This window comes from Schlesneria sp. (assembly GCF_036405755.1).
GTDB classification, from domain to species: domain Bacteria; phylum Planctomycetota; class Planctomycetia; order Planctomycetales; family Planctomycetaceae; genus Schlesneria; species Schlesneria sphaerica.
Map to the genome: position 1 here is coordinate 1 of NZ_DASWWZ010000734.1, position 4,721 is coordinate 4,721.

Sequence of the window (4,721 nt, forward strand, 5' to 3'; positions counted from 1 at the left end):
GTTCACATCCCGCTGCGAATTAGTTTCCAAAAACGAAAATGACTATGAAACCCCGCCCCTCGTATCCTCGTACTACTCCTGCAACACCTGCTGCCGGTTGGGATGTCCCTGCTGAGGGACCGTTGTCGGCATCGCTGGGACGCGACACGCCCATTTCACGAGAGGCTGTCTCTCGCGAGCCGGCTCTGCAGCGTGAACCGCGCGAGTCACCTCCTGCTGCTCCGGCGGCACCAGCAAAAATTGTCGATGTGGAAGAGGATGATGACGCGAACCACTTCGTGGCGGACGAGCGTTATGAAGAGATCAAACGGGGCTCGTCTGATATTCATATTGCAGAACTTCAGCGTCTGACGATGAAAGACCTGATTGTTCTCGCGAAACGCGAAAATATTTCAGAATATACGGGACTCAAGAAACAGGACCTCATCTTCAAGATCCTCAAAGAGCGGACGAAGATGAATGGCCTGATGTTCGGCGAGGGGACGCTGGAGATCCTGCCAGACGGTTTCGGCTTCCTGCGAGCGGCCGATTATCACTATCTGCCTTGTCCTGACGACATCTATGTATCGCCCAGCCAGATTCGTCGATTCGGACTTCGTAACGGTGCGATGGTCGCCGGGCAGATCCGCCCACCGAAAGAGAATGAGCGATACTTCGCCCTGCTGCGTGTCGAAGCCATTAATAATGAGGACCCGAACCTCCTTACGGAAAAGGTCTTCTTTGACGACCTGACTCCGCTTCACCCCACGCGGCGACTCAAGCTGTGCAGCGATCCCAATGAACTCAGCACCCGCGTGGTCGACATGATTTCGCCGATCGGTATGGGACAGCGAGGACTGATCGTTTCCCCGCCGAAAGCGGGTAAGACCATCCTGCTTCAGAAAATGGCGAAAGCCGTACTGAGCTCCGATCCGGACGTCTACGTGATCGTACTGCTGATCGACGAGCGTCCTGAAGAAGTGACCGACATGGAGCGGCAGGTCAAAGGCAAGAACTGCGAAGTCATCAGCAGTACTTTTGATGAGCCTCCCAGCCGACATATCCAAGTGTCCGAGATGGTGATCGAGAAGGCCAAACGGATGGTCGAGTACGGTCAGCACGTCGTGATCTTCCTCGATTCGATCACGCGACTGGCGCGCGCCTGGAACACGGAATGTCCACACTCGGGCAAGATCCTGACCGGGGGGGTCGACGCGAACGCCTTGCAGCATCCCAAGCGATTCTTCGGGGCGGCTCGTAATGTCGAAGAAGGGGGTAGCCTCACCATCGTCGCCACGGCTCTGGTCGACACGGGGAGCAAGATGGATGATGTGATCTTCGAAGAGTTCAAAGGGACAGGGAATACAGAGCTTCATCTCGACCGCCGTATGGTCGAGAAGCGAGTCTGGCCTGCCATCGATGTCAATCGGTCAGGAACGCGTCGCGAAGAGTTGCTGATGTCGGAAGAAGAGCTGCGCCGTGTCTGGCTGCTCAGGCGAATTCTGAATGACATGAATCCGGTCGAAGCGATGGAACTGCTGACCAGCCGGATGCGCAGGACCAAGTCCAACGATGAATTCCTGATGACAATGAACCTGAACTAGGCGCCGAGAGCGTCCCGAAACCGGGGCAAGTCCCGCAGCAAGCGACCGCCGGTTTCGGTTGACAGGCTGCGGCACTCCCGGCAAAGCCCGCCCGTTGAGGCCCCCAGTTGAAACCACGGTGCCGAAACCACGGTGCCGAAACCCGAAAGCTGACCACGTGTGACGAACGTGATCCTGTAAAAAGTCGAGTTGATCAAGTTCGTCAGCTGTCTTTCTTCTTCTGAAAGTATTGAATGCCGTCTGTTCTGGAAGGAAATCTGCTTGCGGCTTCCGTCCGCGTGGCAATCGTTGTTTCTCGTTTCAACGATCTGGTAACAGATCGTCTGTTGTCGGGTGCACTCGATACGTTTCGAAGGCACGGTCTGTCGGATGACCAGATTACGGTGGTCCGAGTCCCGGGCTCATTCGAAATTCCGTTGCCCGCAAAGCGGCTGGCAGAAAGTGGTCAGTTTGCGGCGGTCGTCTGCCTGGGGGCCGTCATCCAGGGGGAAACGACTCACCACGAATACATTAACCACCCGATGGCGTCGGCCATCATGCAGGCCTCGCTGTCGAGCGGGGTTCCCGTTACGTTTGGCGTTCTGACCTGCCAGTCGATGGAACAAGCGCTGGATCGGGCGGGCGGTAAGGCGGGCAACAAGGGGATTGAAGCCTCGCTCGCCGCGATCGAAATGATGAACTTGCTGTCACAGATGAAATCGCAGGGGTTGTAGATTTCTCGAATCGACCTGCTAAACCCTAATTTCAAGAAAAGAGTTCCAGCCGGACAGCGACGGTCCACTATAATGGGACCCCTGTTTCGCTGAGCCCGCATTTGCACCCCTTTGAGCATCCGTATGTCATCCCGCCGTCATCAAGCCCGAGAAGTCGTTCTGCAAATGCTGTTTCAGAAGGATCTGAATCCTGACGTTTCTGCCGGAATGATCCGCGATCAGATTCAGGAATTGCTGGACAATAATGAGCAATTGTGCCGTTTTGCCTGGAGTCTCTTTGCAGGGACGGTTGAGTCACTCAAAGCCATCGACAAGAAAATTGAGTCTGTCGCTGCCAACTGGAAGCTGAGCCGAATGCCGCCCACGGATCGAAACGCGATCCGTCTGGGAGCCTTCGAACTGCTCTATACGGACACCCCCCATCCCGTGGTGATTGACGAAGCGCTCGAACTGGCCAAGAGTTTTGGGTCGGCGCAGTCGGCCTCGTTCGTGAACGGGATCCTCGATAAACTCGTCCCCGAATCGAAGCGAAAGTCTGTGCCCGCGAACCCCGAATCCCGTTCGGAATCGCTCGGTTCAGGAAATGTCTGATCTGTTCGTTCCTGACATCTCAGGCTGAAATCGCGGCACGCTTCGACTGAGTGGCGTGCCGCTCGATCGCGGGTCTCGATTTCCTTTGCTCACTGTGAAAGAAACCGACTTCCAGTGCGGAACTGGGTGGGAAATCTCTTGCCGTGTCACATGCCATTGATCGTCAATCCCACGTCACCGGTGCTTTCAGAGTAGTGTGTCACTTCGATGGCGTCCTGAATGCCTGGCATGATCTACGGGCGTTATGGATTAGTGGCGGGAAGCGGAGTGGTCGCTTCCCGGGGAATCAAGGCGAACGCTTCGTAGCCGCAGCGCGTTGACAATCACCGAGAAGGAACTGAGGCTCATCGCCGCCGCTGCGAACATGGGATTCAATGTGATTCCCCAGAGGGGGTAAAGCACTCCCGCAGCGACCGGGATTCCCAGAGCATTGTAGGCAAAGGCAAAGATCAGGTTCTGCCGGATGTTGGCCGAGACGTGGCGTCCCAGCTCAACGGCTTTCGCGATTCCTCGCAGGTCGGGATTGACGAGGATCACACTGGCGGATTGTTTGGCGATATCGGTTCCTGTGCCAAGCGAGACGCCGACATTGGCGGCAGCCAGTGCAGGGGCATCGTTGATTCCGTCCCCCGCCATCGCGACACAAAGCCCCTCTTTTCTGGCTTGTTCGATCAGCGACAGCTTTTCCTGCGGCTTCAGGTTGGCGAATGTTCCGGATCGAGGAATTCCCAATCCGTCCGCGATCATCGCCGCGACATCGGGATGGTCACCTGTCAGGATGTGAGTGTCGACGTTGCGGGAACGCAGATCGTCAATCCCCTGCCGTGCCGACTGTCGAACCGCGTCCGTAAAGTCGATTTCGCCCAGGACTTTTCCGTCAGCAGTCACTTGTGAAGTCATCATGGCCGTGCGTCGGGGCGCAGAAATTCCTGTCGATCCAACCTCAATTGTCTTGCCGTCGACCACTCCGCTGACGCCGGATCCGGGGTTCGTCTGGAACTCCGTCACCGGGAGCGGTTTCAGATTGGCGTGCTCTGCCGCCTGCATGATGGCATGAGCGACGGGATGCTCACTGTACTGCTCGACCGAGGCGGCCAAGGTCAACAGTTCGTCGTTTGAGATCCCGGGGGCCGGATAAAGAGCGGCGACCGAGGGGCGGCCTTCCGTCAACGTTCCGGTTTTGTCGATGTACAAGCGGTGGATGCGTGACATCGTCTCCAGCGATTCGGCGTCTCGAAACAGGATGCCTTCGCGTGCCCCGCGTCCCATTCCGACCGTAATCGCCATCGGGGTGGCAAGTCCCAGCGCACAGGGGCAGGCGATAATCAGCACGGCAACGGCGTTCGTCAGTGCGTGGTTCCACCGCGGTGCGGGGCCGAGAACTAACCATCCGGCGAAGGTCAGCAGCGCGACGACGACGACGGTCGGGACAAACCAGCCTGCGACCCGGTCGACCACGCTTTGCACCGGAGCTCGGCTTCGCTGCGCTTTCGCCACCATGTCGACGATTTGAGAGAGAACCGTGGATCGACCGACCCGTTCGGCTTGCATCAGGAATGAACCCGTCTGGTTCATCGTCCCCCCGACCACGGTATCGCCCAACCGCTTTGCTGCCGGAGTCGGTTCCCCAGTGAGCATTGACTCATCGATGGTTGTGAGAACCGCCTCTGCAGCAACGGGTGAGACCGCCGCCGCTGAGGGGGCAGGTATGGCTTGATGGGCGTTTTCTGTGTTGGGCGGGACAATCTTTCCGTCAACGGGGACTCGTTCTCCGGGCCGAACTCTCAACAGGTCGTGGATACTGACTTCGGCAAGGGGAAGGTCCAATTCCATT

The 4,721-nt window shown here is 57.5% G+C and carries 4 protein-coding genes; 3 read left to right on the top strand and 1 reads right to left on the bottom strand.

What is annotated here, in order from left to right; all coding sequences use genetic code 11:
- Positions 1-38 precede the first annotated feature (38 nt).
- The 3 genes from rho to nusB all read left to right on the top strand — a co-directional run bounded on the left by rho (position 39) and on the right by nusB (position 2,887).
- Positions 39-1,583: a transcription termination factor Rho gene (rho, locus tag VGE80_RS24185; protein WP_440594434.1), complete on the top strand. Its 1,545-nt coding sequence runs from the start codon at positions 39-41 to the stop codon at positions 1,581-1,583.
- Positions 1,584-1,816: 233 nt separating this feature from the next.
- Positions 1,817-2,296: a 6,7-dimethyl-8-ribityllumazine synthase gene (ribH, locus tag VGE80_RS24190; RefSeq protein ID WP_440594435.1), complete on the top strand. Its 480-nt coding sequence runs from the start codon at positions 1,817-1,819 to the stop codon at positions 2,294-2,296.
- Positions 2,297-2,419: 123 nt separating this feature from the next.
- A complete protein-coding gene (gene nusB / locus VGE80_RS24195) occupies positions 2,420-2,887 on the top strand; it encodes a transcription antitermination factor NusB (RefSeq protein ID WP_375314935.1) in 468 nt (155 codons plus the stop codon).
- A 249-nt stretch (positions 2,888-3,136) separates the two neighbouring features.
- Here nusB and VGE80_RS24200 read toward each other — a convergent pair.
- On the bottom strand, positions 3,137-4,721 hold a 1,585-nt coding region (locus VGE80_RS24200), incomplete at its 5' end, for a heavy metal translocating P-type ATPase (protein WP_440594436.1).